Here is a 1,118-nt window from a genome sequence, read left to right as displayed (position 1 = left end):
GCCCTATGCAGATCTACTTAGAAAACATCTGTAAGCGCTATGGCCGCCGTGAGGTGGTGAGCGACGTTAGCCTGAACATTCAGCAGGGGGAAATCGTGGGGCTCCTGGGCCCCAATGGGGCGGGGAAAACCACCACGTTCTACATCATGACTGGCCTGATCCAGCCCAACCGCGGCCATGTCTGGTTGGATGACCAAGACATCACCCACCTGCCCATGCATCGCCGGGCCCAATTGGGGATCGGCTACCTGGCCCAGGAGCCGAGTATTTTTCGTCGCCTCAGCATCCAAGACAACCTGCTGCTGATCATGGAGCAAACGGGGGTGCCTCGCCGCCTCTGGCAGCAGCGGCTCAACCAACTGCTGGAGGAGTTTCGCATCGCCCACGTGGCCCACAGCCTGGGCCTGCAGGTATCGGGGGGGGAGCGTCGCCGAGCGGAGATCGCCCGTGCCTTGGCCGCTGGGATCCACGGGCCGAAATTTCTGCTGCTGGATGAGCCCTTTGCGGGGGTGGATCCCATCGCGGTGGCGGATATTCAGGAGGTGGTGGCCAAGCTCAAGCAACGGGGCATCGGTGTTTTGATTACTGACCACAACGTGCGGGAGACGCTGGAGATCACCGACCGGGCCTATATCCTCAACGACGGGGCCATTTTGGCCAAGGGCACGGCGGCGGAGCTGGCGGCGGATCCCTTGGTGCGCAAGTATTACCTGGGGGAGAAGTTCCGTCTCTAGGGCAGCTCCAGGTCACCTCCAGGAGTACAGAGCTCGCAGGCGTTGGCTTTTCTTGTGCTGGTGGGTCTGCATCCGAGCCAGCAGCTCATCCAGGAGGGCAACCGCCTCCAGCAGGTAGGGGCCCTTGTTGAGCATCACACATTCGGCGCGGGCAGACATCACCGCATCGGAAAGCTCAGGCCGCGAGGGCAAGCCCTCCTTGGTGAGCTGATCCAGCACCTGGGTAGCCCAGACCACCGGCACCTGGGCTGCCTCGCAGATCCACAGCAGTTCCTCCTGGATCTCGCCCAAGCGCAGCCAACCGATCTCCACAGCCAGATCGCCACGGGCAATCATCACCCCCAGGGGCCGGCAGCCGGCAACGGTCGCGATCAAGGCCGGCAG

The 1,118-nt window shown here is 63.0% G+C and carries 2 protein-coding genes; one reads left to right on the top strand and one right to left on the bottom strand.

Translation table 11 applies throughout. From position 1 onward, the window contains the following. The first annotated feature begins 5 nt into the window (after nt 1–5). Nucleotides 6–734 carry an LPS export ABC transporter ATP-binding protein gene (gene lptB / locus NW820_RS04590; protein ID WP_011433949.1) on the top strand — a complete coding sequence of 243 codons (729 nt, stop codon included), beginning with the start codon at nt 6–8 and terminating at the stop codon, nt 732–734. 12 nt (nt 735–746) lie between these two features. Here lptB and NW820_RS04585 read toward each other — a convergent pair. Continuing rightward, on the bottom strand, nt 747–1,118 hold a 372-nt coding region (locus tag NW820_RS04585; RefSeq protein ID WP_414406812.1), incomplete at its 5' end, for a pyruvate kinase.

Source organism: Synechococcus sp. R55.7, assembly GCF_047461955.1.
GTDB lineage: Bacteria > Cyanobacteriota > Cyanobacteriia > Thermostichales > Thermostichaceae > Thermostichus.
This window is presented reverse-complemented; position numbering and strand designations above follow the sequence as displayed.

Coding starts and splice junctions, on each gene's coding strand:
- lptB (WP_011433949.1), top strand. CDS start 6: ATGCAGATCTACTTAGAAAACATCTGTAAGCGCTATGGCCGCCGTGAG.